Raw genomic sequence first — 15,500 nt, forward strand, 5'->3', positions numbered from 1 at the left:
TAATATATTTCTAAACCCTAGCTCAGCTTATTTAGCTGCTTAGATTTCCATCAACTCAGCTTCTTTCGCTGTTAATTGAGTATCCATCTCTTTGATGAATTTATCAGTTAGCTTTTGGATTGCATCTTCAGCTTGGTGCGCTTCATCTTCAGAGATGTCTTTATCTTTTAATAAGCTTTTAACATCACCGTTTGCATCACGACGAATATTACGCACTGCGACGCGACCACTTTCAACTTCACCACGTACGATTTTAATTAAATCTTTACGACGTTCTTCAGTAAGTGGAGGAAGTGGTACACGAATAACTGCACCCGCTGACATTGGGTTCAAGCCCAAATCAGAAGCCATAATCGCTTTTTCCACCGCTTGTGCAAGTGATTTATCAAATACACTCAGTGCTAGTGTACGTGAATCTTCAATTGTTACATTCGCTACTTGGTTCAACGGTGTTGGCGCACCGTAGTATGACACCATAATGCCATCTAAAAGTGCTGGATGAGCACGACCAGTACGAATTTTAGATAGTTGACTGCCAAGTGCCGTTACACTTTTCTGCATGCGTTCTGCAGCATCTTTTTGAATATCGTTAATCACGGTTCAATCCTAATCTAGTTAGTTACTTCATCTGAGGCTTGTGAAGAGATAAGTGTTCCTTCTTCTTCGCCCATAATAACACGCTTTAACGCGCCTGATTTGTTCATGTTAAATACGCTTAATGGCATATTGTGATCACGTGCTAATGTGAACGCAGCGAGATCCATCACTTTTAGTTCTTTATCAATGATTTCATTGTAGCTTAAGTGGCGGTAAAGTGTTGCGTCTGGGTTTTTCACCGGATCATCGCTAAATACACCGTCTACTTTAGTCGCTTTGATAACTGTGTCTGCTTCGATTTCGATACCGCGCAAACATGCAGCTGAATCAGTGGTGAAGAATGGGTTACCTGTACCTGCTGCAAAAATAACAACACGGCCCGTTTTTAATAAACTAATTGCTTCAGCCCAATTGTATGCATCACACACACCATTTAATGGAATTGCTGACATCAAACGACAGTTTACAAATGCGCGGTGCAAAGCGTCACGCATTGCAAGGCCATTCATTACCGTTGCTAGCATACCCATGTGATCGCCTACAACGCGGTTCATGCCAGCTTCTGCAAGAGAACCACCACGTAAGAAGTTACCACCACCGATAACTAAACCCACTTCTACGTCGAGTTCTACTAGCTCTTTAATTTCTTGCGCCATACGATCAAGCACTTTTGGATCGATGCCAAAGCCTTCATCTCCCATTAAAGCTTCACCACTTAATTTGAGAAGAACACGTCTAAAAATAGGTTTACGATTGATAGTCATAGTATTGGGGCCAACTTTTATTAAATTATGGATAAAAAATAACCGCGCTTATGATAAACATAAAAGCGCGGTTATTTTAAAGAATTTCTAAGCATGACGCAAAAGCAAATAGTACTTTAATTGCATGTATTTTCCTTTTGCATCACAAATAGTTAATCTTACTGACCTTTAGCAGCAGCAATTTGCGCAGCTACTTCAGCAGCAAAATCTTCTTCTTTCTTCTCGATACCTGCACCAACTTCCATACGAACGAAGCTAGTTACTGTCGCGTTTTTCTCTTTAAGAATTTCGCCAACAGACTTTTTAGGTTCCATGATGAAAGCTTGACCAGTAAGAGAAACCTCACCAGTAAACTTCTTCATGCGACCAACAACCATCTTTTCAGCGATTTCAGCAGGCTTGCCTTCATTCATCGCGATGTCGATTTGAACTTGCTTTTCTTTTTCTACAACGTCAGCAGGCACATCATCAGGCGTTAGGTATTCTGGGTTTGAAGCAGCAACGTGCATTGCAACGTGCTTAAGTGTTTCTTCATCAGCAACACCTGCAACAACAACACCAATACGCTCACCATGACGGTACTCAACTAATTGCTCACCAGCGATGTACTGAAGACGACGAACATTGATGTTTTCACCAATTTTAGTCACAAGCTCAACACGGTCTTCTTCAAACTTAGCTTGTAAGTCTTCGATAGTCGTTGTGTCAGCGATAGCAGAATCAGCAACTTTGTTAGCAAATGCTAGGAAGCTTTCGTCTTTAGCTACGAAGTCAGTTTGACAGTTAACTTCTACAAGTACTGCAGCACCCGCGCTTTGCTTGATGATGATAGTACCTTCAGCAGCAATGTTACCCGCTTTTTTAGCAGCCTTTGCAGCACCGCTCTTACGCATGTTCTCAATCGCTAACTCGATGTCACCATCAGTTTCAGTTAACGCTTTTTTACAATCCATCATGCCAGCGCCTGTACGCTCGCGTAATTCTTTAACTAGGGCAGTAGTTACAGCCATTAGTAAATCCTCAAATCTGAATTCAGGTTAGATAAGCGGGTTACCCGCTCTACAAGAATAGCAAGTCTTCATCTAAAATTAGATGAAGACTTGATGACAGCTAATTACTCAGCTTCAACGAAATCGTCTTTCTCAGCTTGAGCAACGATGTTGTTTTCACGACCTTCAGTGATTGCAGCAGCAACTGAACTAGTGTAAAGGTTGATAGCACGGATAGCATCATCGTTACCAGGAACAACGTAATCTACGCCATCTGGGTTAGAGTTAGTATCAACGATTGCAACAACTGGGATACCTAGGTTGTTTGCTTCACGGATTGCAATGTGCTCGTGGTCAGCATCGATAACGAAAAGCGCGTCAGGAAGACCGCCCATGTTTTTGATACCACCAAGGCTCTTTTCAAGCTTTTCCATTTCACGGTTAAGCATTAACGTTTCTTTCTTAGTTAACTTCTCGAAAGTACCGTCTTGGCTTTGGATTTCAAGGTCTTTAAGACGCTTGATTGATTGACGAACTGTTTTCCAGTTTGTCAACATACCACCTAACCAACGGTGGTTAACGAAGAATTGGTCACTTTCGATCGCCGCTTCTTTCACTGCTTCGCTTGCTGCGCGTTTTGTACCAACGAAAAGTACTTTACCTTTGTTTGCTGCAGCACCAGATAAAAACTTAAGTGCGTCGTTGAACATTGGTACAGTTTGCTCAAGGTTGATGATATGAACACGGTTACGTGCGCCGAAGATGAAAGGCTTCATCTTAGGGTTCCAGTAACGTGCTTGGTGACCAAAGTGAACACCAGCTTGAAGCATATCGCGCATTGAAACGTTTGCCATTTTGTAAATCCTCTAAGTTGTTTAGGGTTAGGCCTCCACATATCCCATAGCACCAACACCGAAGTTTATTAACTTCAAATGCACCCAAGTGTATGTGACGATACGTGTGTGTGTTAAAATAAAATTGTGTATGCCTTAAATACAAAAAATCATTTAAGAATTTATTTGTAAAAAGACGGCGCGCTTTATACCATATTAAAAACAAATATTCAACGTCGCGTGCAAAAATTGTGCGACGATAAATGTGTTAAAACTCGACTATGGAGCCTCTATGAGTGCTGTGATCAAGACCCCTGAAGAAATAGAGAAAATGCGTGTTGCTGGGCGCTTAGCAGCAGAAGTACTAGAAATGATTGAGCCACATGTTGTGCCAGGTGTGACCACTGATGAATTAAATACAATTTGTCATAATTATATTGTTGATGTGCAAAAAGCTATTCCTGCGCCGTTAAATTATCACGGCTTTCCAAAATCAATTTGCACGTCGGTAAACCATGTTATTTGTCACGGAATTCCAAATGACAAAGCATTAAAAGATGGCGACAGTGTAAATATTGACGTCACTGTCATCAAAGATGGTTATCACGGCGACACTTCAAAAATGTTTCATGTTGGCACACCCAACATCCAAGGCAAACGCCTTGCTCAAATTACCCAAGAGAGTCTTTACTTGGCTATAAAAATGGTCAAACCGGGTGTGCGTTTAGGTGATATTGGCGAAGCGATTCAAAAATATGCTGAAGGATTTAACTATTCAATCGTGCGTGAATATTGTGGCCATGGTATTGGCGCTGAGTTTCACGAAGAACCTCAAATCATGCACTATGGCCGAGCAGGTACTGGCGAAGCTTTAAAAGCAGGTATGTGCTTAACGATTGAGCCAATGGTTAATGCCGGTAAACGCCAATGCAAGCTGCTCAAAGATGACTGGACAGTGGTCACAAAAGACCGTTCTTTGTCAGCTCAGTGGGAACATACATTGTTAGTAACTGAAAATGGTGTTGAAATTTTAACGCTCCGATCAGATGATACCATAGACAGGATCATCGAACATTAGGAGCCAGCCCACGTGGCATTACCCAATAAAGTAAAAAAGTTGCTTGGCGATGCCGAGCAACTAAACGATTACCGTGATTGCTCCGCTTATTTTTATAAATGGCTGCATAACGAGTTTTCAAAACAACCCGTTGGTAATTTGATTAATGCCCGCGCTGAATTTATAGACCGCCTGCTGATCAAGCTATTTCATGTTTATGACTTAGCACACGAGCCTGATTTAGCGCTTATTGCCGTTGGCGGCTATGGACGAGGTGAATTACACCCCTACTCTGATATTGACTTTCTACTGTTAGTGACTGAGCAACCAAGTGACGCTATTTGTGAAAAAATTGGCCAATTTGTCACTATGTTATGGGACTTAGGTTTAGAGATAGGCCACAGTGTACGTACTATTGACCAAGCCATAGTTCAAAAGCGTGAAGACGTAACGTTCGCCACTAGCTTACTAGAAAGCCGCTTATTGTTTGGCAATCACATCGAGTATGAAAAACTAAAAAAACACATTCTTGATACCCCTATTTGGCGCTCTGATGAGTTCTTTTTGGCAAAAGTACAAGAACAACAGCTACGCCATAAAAAATGCCATGGCACTGCCTATAACCTAGAACCCAACATTAAGGAAAACCCAGGTGGTCTGCGTGACTTACAAACCATCATTTGGGTTGCAAAAAAGCATTTTAGAGCCGAAACTTTACAAGAACTGATTAGCCATGGTTACTTAACCCACGAAGAATACCAAGAACTTTCTGAGTGTTTAGAAAACCTGTGGAATATTCGCTTTGCCTTGCACCTTGCTGCTGAGCGCTCTGAAAACCGTTTATTGTTTGACCACCAGCCGCTTGCAGCAGAAATTCTTGGCTTTGGCAGTGATGGTAAAGCCTCTGTTGAGCGGATGATGAAACGCTTATTTCGGATCATGAGCCGCGTACGCGAACTCAATCAGATGCTATTGTCTTATTTTGAGCAAAGTATTTTACCTGAATCCAGTGAGCAACCAATTGTAGAACTCGACAACAGCTTCGAACGTGTTGGTCATCAAATAAAAGTTAAAAACCCATCCGTGTTTTTCCGCCGTGATCAGCTTTTTGTATTGTTTGAACATATTGCTGATAACCCTGCTATCACGCATATCTACCCAAGTACAATTCGCACTATACGCCAAGTACGTAGACGTTTGCTTGGTGATTTGCAAGATTACGCAGCGTGCCGTGAGGCGTTTTTACGTATCATTAAGCACCCTAATGGCATGGGTCGTGCCTTTACCTTAATGCATAAACACGGCATGCTTGCAGCCTATTTACCACAATGGCGCAATATATTCGGGCAAATGCAATTTGACTTATTTCATGCATACACAGTCGATGAGCATACCCATAAATTAATTAATAATATTTATCAATATTTTGATAAATCAAGTATCAATCAGTTCCCATTATGTTGTGAAATAGTCACTCGAATGGATAAACCTGAATTGCTGTACTTAGCAGGTATTTTCCATGATATTGCCAAAGGCCGTGGGGGCGATCACTCCGAGCTTGGCTCGGTAGATGCTATCGCTTTTGCCAAACTTCATCGATTTACAAACTCAGATGGTAAGCTAATCTCGTGGTTAGTGGCTAATCACTTACTGATGTCGGTGACAGCCCAGCGTAAAGACATTAATGACCCCGATGTGATTAAAGAATTTGCATCAAAAGTAAAAACAGAGCGCCAATTAGATTATCTGTATTGTTTGACTGTTGCGGATATACGCGCAACCAATGACAATTTATGGAATGACTGGAAAAACACTCTACTACGTGAATTATACTTACACGCACAACGCGCTCTTCGCTTGGGACTGGAAAACCCCATGGATCAGCGAGACCAAATTCGTGATAAAAAACGCCAAGCTAAGCAACGCTTGATTAATCTGGGATATGGCGAAGAAAAAGTTGATTTAATTTGGAGTCGGTTTAAAGCAAATTACTTCACCGCCTTTAGTGAACAACAAATTTCATGGCATAGCGAACACTTAATTAACGCTGACTTGTCGCAGCCAAGTGTTATCGTTTCAAATAAAGCGATGCATGGCGGAACACAAGTATTTGTGTATAGCCCCTATTCTGGAGCTATTTTTGCGCGCTTAGTGAATGTGATTGGCTCGAAAAAAGCACAAGTTCAACACGCTCAAGTACTGACAACACGAGACGGGTATGTCGTTTTTAGCTTTGTTGTACTAGAAGTCAGTGGTGAGCCTATTGCCAGTGGCCGAGCACAATCGATAAAACGTGGACTTGACCAAGCATTAGCAGATCCGCGTAAAAAAATACGCTTTAAAAAGAATCGTTCACAACGCTTTAAAGACTTCAATATTAAACCTAAAATCATTTTACGCCCTCACCCGCGTAAAGATCGCAGTCTAATAGAAATTCAAGCGGTGGATATTCCTGGCTTATTGACCAAAATAGCAGAAGTTTTTCAAGCACACTTATTACATATACATGCTGCACGCATTACTACCGTAGGAGAACGTGCAGAAGATTTCTTCGTGGTATCCAATAACGAGTACCAAGCCCTTACCGACGAAGAGCAAACAAAAATTTATCAAGCACTGCGTAAAAAACTCCACGCAGAAATCGAATAAGAGGACATTATGTCAGATTTAAAAACCATGATTGAAAACGCCTGGGATAACCGCGATAGCATAAGCCCAAGTTCAGTATCAAGCGATGTAAAACAAGCCATTATTGATGCGCTAGAGTTACTTGACAGTGGTGCAGCACGTGTTGCTGAAAAAATTAGCGGTGAATGGGTTGTACATCAGTGGTTAAAAAAAGCCGTTTTACTGTCGTTTCGTATTCGCGATAACGAACCAATGAACGATGGTGTAAACCAATTCTACGATAAAGTGCCACTTAAATTTAGTGATTACACACCTGAGCAGTTTCAACAAGGTGGTATGCGCGTAGTTCCAAACGCGGTTGCACGTAAGGGCAGCTTTGTGGGTAAAAACGTAGTATTGATGCCATCGTACGTAAACATTGGTGCTTACGTTGATGATGGCACCATGGTAGATACATGGGCCACTGTAGGCTCATGTGCACAAATTGGTAAGAACGTTCACCTATCAGGTGGTGTGGGCATAGGCGGCGTTTTAGAGCCACTACAAGCTAACCCTACCATCATTGAAGACAACTGCTTTATTGGTGCGCGTTCTGAAATTGTTGAAGGTGTGGTCGTTGAAGAAGGTGCAGTTATCTCAATGGGCGTTTACATCAGCCAAAGTACCCGTATTTACGACCGTGAAACTGGCGAAATCCATTATGGCCGAGTGCCAGCAGGCGCTGTTGTTGTACCAGGTGCATTACCATCAAAAGATGGCACTCACAGCTTATACGCTGCAATCATCGTGAAGAAAGTAGACCAGCAAACCCGCGAAAAAGTGGGTATTAACGCCCTACTTCGTTCAATAGATGAATAAGAGCTGTAAGCTTTCAGCCGTAAGCGATCAGCTGATTTGAGTTAGTAGCTGGGTTTGAGGGTATCACTCCCAGCTATTTTATTTTCACTTAATACAAATTAATGAATTAAAACCAAGTGCCTACTTTCCGCTGTCAGATCGCAGATCACTAAACTGACGGCTAAAAATACTCCTTTTTACCATTTCGCATAATGGTCTTCGGTAAAGCCCCACTCGCCATTGAGTGTAATCACTTCATTTTCAAGGGTGATTTGGCCATAAAAACGACCGAAGTGTTGAGTGAAGTTGCTAGCGATGATAAGTAAGTTAGTTTTATCGTGGCGGTTACCTACAGGCTCAAAGGTTAGGTTTATGATGCCGTCGTTTGAGCGCAACTGCCATTGTCTGCAATCGTTTTTATCACCATAACGCTGAAAATTAAAATCGACCATGTCTATTTTTATTAAAGAGTTATCAAGCCACAACGCATTTTCAGTAAAGCCTGTTTCTACAACGCCTGCTGCAAGGTTTAGACCTAAACGGCGCCCATCTGTTAAAGTACAAGCTAAACTCCCCCAGTTCCAAAATGTTTCTCGGCGCATAAAGCCTGCACTCCAATCAACACATGCCAACGCGTTTACTTGCTCAAGGTTGATATGTTTACCTCGCCAGTCGACCGTGCCTGAACAAGGTAGTGCTGCAACTTTCTGTGTAAAGTGAAAACCAGTAAAACCTGCTCTTGCACAAACCGTAAGCGGGTTGTAATTTACTGACTCATCAATGACAGCCTTTATTTTAAGTCCTGCGTTTAAGCATACTGTGACTTTACGCAAACCTGATTCAGCACTGAGCGTGACACTATTCCCTCCTTTATGAAAATGCGCCTTGCCTGAGTTTGGCGTAGTATCAATGTAAGTACTCATCGCGAATAAATTGGTAAAGCTAAACTCCTCAAATTCACCTGTGCTTGGGTGATACACATAGGCAAAGCAGTTGCTCGCAATTTTCAAGTCAACAATCGCCAAGCCAATAATAAGAGTTTCACACGTAAAACTTATAAACTGAAACTGATTAAATTTTAGCTTTTTCGCAAACGAGCTGGTTACCTTGCCCATGCTGTTGCGCAAGTCAAAATCCATATAGTTAATATGTTCAATCCCTTGCTCAAACACGCCAAACTGCGCATTACCACGGTGATCGATTAGTTTTTTCATGATCAGTAGAGCCCGTTTAGTATCAGCATTTAGCTAATTTGGGTAGAAAATACAAGCTACTTTATTAGCCAGTACCCAATATATGTAATAAGGTATGCAGGCATGCTTTAAAGTTAGCACTTAATATTAGGGATTAATATATGACGAAAAAGACATTCCGCTCAACTCTTTTGCTGCCTGTATTTTTACCTGCAGTTTTCATCATCTTATGTTTAGTACTTGGCACTATCAGTAACCCCGAACTGGCCGGTGAAGCATTCAGTGTGACCTTATCATGGATAACAGAAACCTTTGGTTGGTTTTACATGTTGTCTGTCGCTATTTTCTTGGTTTTTATTGTCTCAGTTGCCGCCTCTAGTTGGGGCAATATTAAGCTTGGACCTGACCATGCACAGCCCCAGTACAGTTTTCCTGAATGGTTTGCCATGCTTTTCTCTGCTGGCTACGGTGTGGCTTTACTTTATTTTGGCGTTGCTGAACCCGTTTTACACTATGCCTCACCGCCAAGTGGCGCAGCAGAAACTGTGGATGCAGCTAAACAAGCAATGCAAATTGCCTTTTTTCATTGGGGCTTTCATATCTGGGCTATATACGGCATTGTAGGGTTAGTACTTGCTTACTTTGCTTTTCGCCATGGCCTACCATTATCAATACGCTCTGCTTTATACCCTCTAATTGGTGATAAAATTCACGGCCCTATTGGTCATACAGTGGATGTCTTTGCAATCTTAGGCACTCTATTTGGTATTGCCACCACATTAGGCTTATCAGTAACGCAAATCAACGCGGGATTACATTACTTATGGCCTAGTATTCCTGTTAATACCACGGTACAAATTATAGCCATAGCTTTGATAACAGGAGCGGCGACCATCTCGGTTGTAGCAGGCATGGATAAAGGAGTTAAGCGCCTGTCTATGTTAAATATGGTGCTGGCAATCACATTGATGACTTTTGTCTTTTTTGTCGGTTCAAGTATTCATATTTTAGAATCGTTTTTGCAAAACACCGGAAGTTACTTAAGTGGTATTGTTGAACGAACATTTAACTTACAAGCCTATAGCCGCAGTGACTGGATAGGCAATTGGACCTTGTTTATATTTGGCTGGACTATCGCATGGGCTCCGTTTGTAGGAATGTTTATTGCAAAAATTAGCCGAGGACGAACAATTAGGCAGTTTGTTGTAGGCGTGATGCTAGTGCCAACGATATTCACCTTTTTATGGTTTTCTGTGTTTGGTGATACTGCACTTAACTTAATAATGAACGAGGGCTTTAATACGCTAATTGTCGATGTTCAAGCTAATCATGCCGTTGCATTATTCCAGCTATTTGAAGCGCTACCTTGGTCATTTTTTATCTCGTTAGTAACCGTAATTCTTATTATTACATTTTTCGTCACATCGTCCGATTCAGGCTCATTGGTTATTGATTCACTTGCTTCAGGCGGCAGTCTAGACACCCCAGCTTGGCAGCGCGTTTTTTGGGCTGTATTAGAGGGCACAGTTGCATCAGTACTATTGCTTGCCGGTGGTTTGAGTGCGCTACAAACAATGACCATAGCCAGTGCATTGCCATTTGCTGTGATCATGTTACTTGCAACTGCTGGATTATGGCGGGCTTTGCGAATCGAAGGACACAGAGACTCCAGCTTACAAGCACATACATTGACCAACAAAAGCCCAGAACTTACACATTGGAAGCGGCGCTTGGCTGCGATGGTCAGCTACCCTAATAAGAGCGACGTGCATACTTTTATCAGCCAAATTGTTATTGCCGCGATGGAATCTGTACAAGCCGAATTGAAAACCCGTCAATGGCAAGCCGTCGTTGAATTTGACGACGTAATGGGCCGTGCATTTCTAACTGTGTTAAGGCATGATCATGTAGATTTTGTGTATGATATTAGGCTAACAGAACACGCAACCCCAAGCTTTGCTTACGCTGAGTTAAAACCCACTGAGGATGACCCTCAGCTTTATTATCGTGCCGAAGTGTTTTTACGCCGAGGCGGTTTATCTTACGATATTTATGGCTTTAATGAAGATGATATTGTTAAAGATATACTCGATCAGTTTGAAAACTACCTACACTTTTTAGACAACAGTCCTGGAGAACTGCCGTGGGACATGACAAAACACGACGAGATGTTAGATTCCGATAAAGGCTAACTTAACCATCAAGCCTCTTATATATTAAGGGGCTTACTTTTAATTAAATTGTTACAGAGTATTACAAAAACACACTTTATCGCTGTTATTTTGCCGTCTAACGCTAACACTGACATATCCCCCATTTACACCACTGGTAATTTATTTACCTGCCACTACAATGCAGCAAACGCAATATTGGAACAGCCACTATGAATCTGACGCGTAGCTCGTTAAAAAATCCCGCGAGCGTTATAGTCATCTTGGTGTTAATTATTTTATTTGGCATTTTAAGTATTTTTAAATTGCCAATTCAATTAACCCCAGACATCGAACAACCCCAAATCACCATTTTTTCTGGTTGGCGCCAAGCAGCTCCTGAAGAAATAGAATCTGTAATTATAGAACCAATAGAGAACGCCGTTAAAAACACTCCCGGCGCACTCGAGGTGAATACGAATATTAACCGCGGCAATGGCTCTATTACGCTCACTTTTGCCGTAGGGCAAAATATGCAGCAAGCGATGCTCGATGTACTTACGAGTTTAAATCAAGCTCCTCCTCTACCACTGGATGCATTTGACCCTGTGGTTTTTGCTGGCGGAAACAACGGCGAGGCAGCTGCGACACTTCTGGTTACGCCAAAAGATTATCAATCCGATAATTTAGATTTCGATATGGCGCAATTTCAAAAACAAATTGATGAGTTTATTGAGCCTCGCTTAGCACGTATACCCGGAGTTGCCCGGGTAGATTTAGCCAGTGAGCGGCCAAAAGAGTTAAGAATTACATTCGATCCTCATAAAGCAGCAGCATTAGGCATTAGCTTAAATCAAATTAGTAATGTACTTGCCAGCTCCCGCGATACATCAGGTGGCTTAGCCAATGTGGGAAGACGCCAATACACAGTTAGGTTCACCGGCCAATACGACTTGGCGAGCATGGCACAAATGCGTGTGGGTTACTCAAATAATCGCCCCATCTATCTAGGCGATATTGCCAGCGTAGAACGTACCCATTCAGATAGATTAGGTATGAGTGGCCGCAATGGCAAACCCGCTTATTACATACGCATTTCGCGCTCTAATAGCGCCAACACAGTGGCACTATTAGATGATATTAATGTAGCAATTAAAGAGCTAAACCAAGGCCCACTTGCTGACAATGGCTTATCTATAGAACTGAGCTTTGATGCTTCTGTACACATACGTAATGCGCTCTCATTAGTGAAGGGTAACTTAGGACTGGGTGTTGTTTTATCATGCCTAATTTTATGGCTATTCTTTAGAGGACTAAAGGCCACCTTTGTTATTGCGGCGACAATCCCTATTTCCTTAATGGTCGCATTTTTAGCACTAAATATCTTTGGCCGCAGTTTAAACGTTATCTCACTAGCAGGTTTAGCTTTTGCCGTGGGGTTAGTGTTAGATGCCGCAATCATAGTGCAAGAAAACATAGCCAGACTGCGCTCACAAGGGCTGGATAATAAAAAAGCCGCTTTAAAAGGCGCAGCTCAAGTGACGGGAGCATTGTTTGCCTCAACCACGACAAGCGTTGCAATATTTTTGCCTATTTTGTTTATGGCCGGTATTGAAGGACAGCTGTTTTCAGACTTAGCATTAACCTTGTCTATTGCCGTAATCACTTCAATGCTATGCGCAATTACGCTTATCCCTTTAGCGAACCATCTATGGCCTGATACTAAACTTAAGCCGGATCCTTATCACCTTTATTGGCAAAAGTTGAGCTCATTCATTATGAAACTCACCAACAACCGCGTTAAACAACTAACCTGGATTGGAATACTGCTTGGAGGGTCAGTAGTGACTACGCTGACTATGCTACCTAAAACTGACTTTATGCCACGTGCGCCGACAGATGGCTTTTTCTTTAACTTAGCAACTCCACCAGGGGGCAACGTGCAATTTATGGAAGAAGAGTTATTAATGCGGGTCAAAAAACGCTTAATGCCTTACTACACAGGTGAGAAAGAGCCGGGGATCAAAGACTTTAACTTTTATGCATTTGGTTCAAACGCAGGGGGCTTTATTTATTCTGCTGATCCACAACGCGTCGAAGAACTGATGCAAGTTGCCAAAGAAGAGATATTTATTGATTTGCCAGACACTCAGGTATTCTTTTTCAGAGGCTCAATGATCCAAGTTGCTAATGGCGGTGATGGCCGTGCTATTAATATTGATTTAACGGGGCCAAACATGGACGATTTAGTTATGGGTGCAAATGTTGCCCTACAAGCCGTTAAAGAAGCGCTGCCTAATGCAACTGCTCAACCACAGCCTCGCCTCGACATGGCTGAGCCTGAGCTGAGACTAACACCCAATGACCGCCGTATTACACAAGCAGGGCTAACACGGCGCGATGTTTCGCAAGCTGTGCAGGCCTACACGGGTGGGTTATTTGTGAATGAGTACTTTGATGGTAATGAGCGGATGAATGTAATCTTGCGTGGTGTGCCATGGCAAACACCGGAGCAACTCAAAGCCTTGCCTATTGTAACCCCAAATTCAGGTATTCAAACATTGGGGGAGCTGGCGAATATTGAGCGTACTGTCGGACCAACCCAATTACGCCGTGTTAATGGTCGTCGTACTGTAAGTGTGGTGGTAACGCCCCCAGCCAATATGAGCTTGCAACAAGCACAAACGATTTTAACGGAACAAGTAATGCCAAAAGTTAGAGCTAACTTACCCAGCAATGCAGGGGCTATTTTGGCAGGTAATGCACAAAAAATGAATTCTGCTATGACTGAAATGTCACTCAATTTTGTGCTTGCGCTATTCATATTATTTTTACTGATGACCGCGCTATTTAAATCAGCAAAAGACAGCCTTTTAGTGCTGCTTGTAATGCCACTCGCTATCGCCGGCGGCGTGCTTGCATTGTTTATTCTTAACTTATTTACCTTTCAATCGCTCGATTTGCTCACCATGATAGGCTTTATTATTTTACTGGGCTTGGTGGTCAATAATGCAATTTTATTAGTTGATCAGACGCGTGTCGCAATGGCGGATGGCCACAACCGTGAAGCGGCAGTAAAACAAGCTGTATTGCTCAGGTCGCGCCCTGTTTACTTGAGCACCCTAACGAGTCTGTTTGGTATGTTGCCACTGATGCTTATGCCTGGTGTTGGCTCGGAGATTTATAGGGGGCTTGCAACCGTTATTGTCGGTGGAATGGCAATTAGTGCACTATTCACACTTATTTTAATGCCGAGTTTGCTGCAACTTGGCCGTAAGCCGCCTCCTTCAAAAGTGGAAGACTCAATTAAAAATGCTCCACAAAGTTTAAAGGCAAACCAATGAACAGCGAGATTAAATCAATGAATAATATAAAATCAGCCATCTTCATTTTCGGCCTGTGTTGTAGTTTTGTAGTGACCAATGCCAAAGCCGTTGTTCCGGTTAGTGTAGATAGCGTTACTAAAGCGCCCCTTACGAGTGAAATTGAGGTCAATGGTACACTTTATGGTAAAGACGATGTGACCCTCACCGCGGGAATTAGTGGTAGACTTTTATATGTCGCTGAACCTGGAACTCGTATCAACCAAGGTGATATTTTAGTACGGATGGATACACTTCCTCTAGAATTAGACAAAGCGCGCCAACAAGAGATGCTTAACCGTGCCAAAATTAACCTGCGTTTATATCAACAAGAACTAACGCGCCTCACTGAGTTAGCAAAATCGAGTAGCGCTGCAATTAGCCAAGTTGACCTAGTACAAAATAAGCACGATCTAGCTCACTCTGACATCGCACTTGCTGAGCTTGAGCTGAAGGTTATTGAAGATAAACTTAAACGAGCAACTATTCGAGCACCTTTCGCAGGGGTGATTAGCGAACGATTTAAACGCGCTGGCCGTGAGATAAACCGTGCAGAAGAGTTACTCACACTATTAGATATAAATCATTTAGAGGTCAGGCTTTACGTGCCTGTCAAATACCTAAAGTATCTTGAGCTCGGAATCGAGCTGCCAATAAATGCGGGTGATTTATCGCAACTTCAAAGCGCTGCAGCCATTGTTACTGCTGTGATCCCATCAACGGACCCACGTTCACAAACAATCGAGGTTCGCGCAATACTCAACCCTGAAAATAAGCATGCATGGGCGATTGGGCAGCTTGTCGACGTCGCCGTCCCTTTGAAAAGTAAAAATGCGATGCTGTTGGTTAACCGTGATGCATTGATTATTCGTAAGCAAGGTACGCATATCGTTAAAATTGATACACAAAGTAAAGCGATTCAAGTTCCAGTCACCGTAGGTGCAGGAAAAGGTCAACTGATTGCTGTGACCCCAATTGAAACTGGGAGTTTGGTAACAGGAGATAGGATCGCTATTCGCGGTGCAGAACGGCTCCAAACGGGCCAAGAAGTCGACGTACAATAAACTGTTTAGTCAGTAAATAAGCCGGA

Annotated in this window: 11 protein-coding genes; 6 read left to right on the forward strand and 5 right to left on the reverse strand. The window is 42.4% G+C overall.

What is annotated here, in order from left to right; translation table 11 throughout:
- Positions 1 to 39: 39 nt before the first annotated feature.
- From frr to rpsB, 4 genes are all read right to left on the reverse strand, one after another.
- On the reverse strand, positions 40 to 597 hold the full coding sequence (frr, locus tag CSC79_RS14655) for a ribosome recycling factor (RefSeq protein WP_087530698.1): 558 nt from the start codon (positions 595 to 597) through the stop codon (positions 40 to 42).
- Positions 598 to 611: 14 nt separating this feature from the next.
- Positions 612 to 1,361: a UMP kinase gene (gene pyrH / locus CSC79_RS14660; RefSeq protein ID WP_087530699.1), complete on the reverse strand. Its 750-nt coding sequence runs from the start codon at positions 1,359 to 1,361 to the stop codon at positions 612 to 614.
- A gap of 158 nt (positions 1,362 to 1,519) precedes the next feature.
- Complete coding sequence (tsf, locus tag CSC79_RS14665) at positions 1,520 to 2,371, reverse strand: translation elongation factor Ts (protein WP_099296501.1); 852 nt, start codon at positions 2,369 to 2,371, stop codon at positions 1,520 to 1,522.
- Positions 2,372 to 2,475: 104 nt separating this feature from the next.
- Positions 2,476 to 3,204: a 30S ribosomal protein S2 gene (rpsB, locus tag CSC79_RS14670; RefSeq protein WP_099296502.1), complete on the reverse strand. Its 729-nt coding sequence runs from the start codon at positions 3,202 to 3,204 to the stop codon at positions 2,476 to 2,478.
- A 244-nt stretch (positions 3,205 to 3,448) separates the two neighbouring features.
- On the opposite strand from rpsB, the gene map reads away from it, so the two are divergent.
- Genes map through dapD form a run of 3 tightly spaced genes read left to right on the forward strand, consistent with a single transcriptional unit; the run spans position 3,449 to position 7,726 of the window.
- A complete protein-coding gene (gene map / locus CSC79_RS14675; protein WP_272897226.1) occupies positions 3,449 to 4,261 on the forward strand; it encodes a type I methionyl aminopeptidase in 813 nt (270 codons plus the stop codon).
- Between the two features lie 12 nt (positions 4,262 to 4,273).
- Positions 4,274 to 6,889, forward strand: a complete 2,616-nt coding sequence (gene glnD, locus CSC79_RS14680) for a [protein-PII] uridylyltransferase (protein WP_099296504.1) — start codon at positions 4,274 to 4,276, stop codon at positions 6,887 to 6,889.
- A gap of 9 nt (positions 6,890 to 6,898) precedes the next feature.
- Complete coding sequence (dapD, locus tag CSC79_RS14685; protein ID WP_099296505.1) at positions 6,899 to 7,726, forward strand: 2,3,4,5-tetrahydropyridine-2,6-dicarboxylate N-succinyltransferase; 828 nt, start codon at positions 6,899 to 6,901, stop codon at positions 7,724 to 7,726.
- Positions 7,727 to 7,902: 176 nt separating this feature from the next.
- Here the strand turns inward: dapD and CSC79_RS14690 are convergent, their stop codons facing one another.
- On the reverse strand, positions 7,903 to 8,919 hold the full coding sequence (locus tag CSC79_RS14690; protein ID WP_099296506.1) for a DUF2804 domain-containing protein: 1,017 nt from the start codon (positions 8,917 to 8,919) through the stop codon (positions 7,903 to 7,905).
- A 140-nt stretch (positions 8,920 to 9,059) separates the two neighbouring features.
- Here CSC79_RS14690 and CSC79_RS14695 point away from each other — a divergent pair, with 140 nt between their 5' ends.
- The 3 genes from CSC79_RS14695 (at position 9,060) to CSC79_RS14705 (ending at position 15,474) form a co-directional block, all read left to right on the forward strand.
- A complete protein-coding gene (locus CSC79_RS14695) occupies positions 9,060 to 11,090 on the forward strand; it encodes a BCCT family transporter (protein WP_099296507.1) in 2,031 nt (676 codons plus the stop codon).
- Positions 11,091 to 11,281: 191 nt separating this feature from the next.
- Entirely contained in the window at positions 11,282 to 14,392 is a 3,111-nt protein-coding gene (locus CSC79_RS14700; protein WP_099296508.1) for an efflux RND transporter permease subunit, read from the forward strand.
- Complete coding sequence (locus CSC79_RS14705) at positions 14,389 to 15,474, forward strand: efflux RND transporter periplasmic adaptor subunit (protein WP_237114034.1); 1,086 nt, start codon at positions 14,389 to 14,391, stop codon at positions 15,472 to 15,474. Before CSC79_RS14700 ends, CSC79_RS14705 begins: the two co-directional genes overlap by 4 nt.
- The last annotated feature ends 26 nt before the right edge of the window (positions 15,475 to 15,500 follow it).

The sequence above is a fragment of the Pseudoalteromonas sp. 3D05 genome, assembly GCF_002723455.1.
Lineage (GTDB): Bacteria > Pseudomonadota > Gammaproteobacteria > Enterobacterales > Alteromonadaceae > Pseudoalteromonas.

What these genes read in the sequence shown, in the direction of transcription:
- CSC79_RS14705 (WP_237114034.1), top strand. Translation starts at nt 14,389, where the DNA reads ATGAACAGCGAGATTAAATCAATGAATAATATAAAATCAGCCATCTTC.
- dapD (WP_099296505.1), top strand. Translation starts at nt 6,899, where the DNA reads ATGTCAGATTTAAAAACCATGATTGAAAACGCCTGGGATAACCGCGAT.
- pyrH (WP_087530699.1), bottom strand. Translation starts at nt 1,361, where the DNA reads ATGACTATCAATCGTAAACCTATTTTTAGACGTGTTCTTCTCAAATTA.
- CSC79_RS14700 (WP_099296508.1), top strand. Translation starts at nt 11,282, where the DNA reads ATGAATCTGACGCGTAGCTCGTTAAAAAATCCCGCGAGCGTTATAGTC.
- CSC79_RS14690 (WP_099296506.1), bottom strand. Translation starts at nt 8,919, where the DNA reads ATGAAAAAACTAATCGATCACCGTGGTAATGCGCAGTTTGGCGTGTTT.
- tsf (WP_099296501.1), bottom strand. Translation starts at nt 2,371, where the DNA reads ATGGCTGTAACTACTGCCCTAGTTAAAGAATTACGCGAGCGTACAGGC.
- rpsB (WP_099296502.1), bottom strand. Translation starts at nt 3,204, where the DNA reads ATGGCAAACGTTTCAATGCGCGATATGCTTCAAGCTGGTGTTCACTTT.
- CSC79_RS14695 (WP_099296507.1), top strand. Translation starts at nt 9,060, where the DNA reads ATGACGAAAAAGACATTCCGCTCAACTCTTTTGCTGCCTGTATTTTTA.